1 protein-coding gene is annotated in these 314 nt (G+C 51.3%); it reads left to right on the forward strand.

The features are described 5' to 3' along the window. Positions 1-129: 129 nt before the first annotated feature. A partial coding sequence (locus FS628_RS32870; RefSeq protein ID WP_260871240.1) for a hypothetical protein occupies positions 130-314 on the forward strand: 185 nt, incomplete at its 3' end.

Consider the following 314-nt stretch of genomic DNA (forward strand, 5'->3'; position numbering starts at 1 on the left):
GAAGAAGTGACAGAGCGCGCGGATTTGAATATGAAGAGATAGACGCTTGAGGTGATTGATGAGATTATGCAGGAAATGGTGGTGGTGTACAGGGGTAAATGAAGGGAAAAGGTGGGGTGGGTGGGTATAATGATGGGTGTTGTGGATTTTGTGAGGTGTAAGGTGGGGTTGGAATGGGACGTGAGTGTGGGGGTATGGGGGATGTTGGTGGGGGGTGTTGGGGGAAGTGTTGGGTTGATAGTTGAGCGGAGATGGGTGGTGATTGACATTGATGAGTGGATGAGGGTGATGATTAGGAAGGGGTGGGTAGGGGG

It is taken from the genome of Paenibacillus xylanexedens (assembly GCF_007676705.1).
GTDB lineage: Bacteria > Bacillota > Bacilli > Paenibacillales > Paenibacillaceae > Paenibacillus > Paenibacillus xylanexedens_C.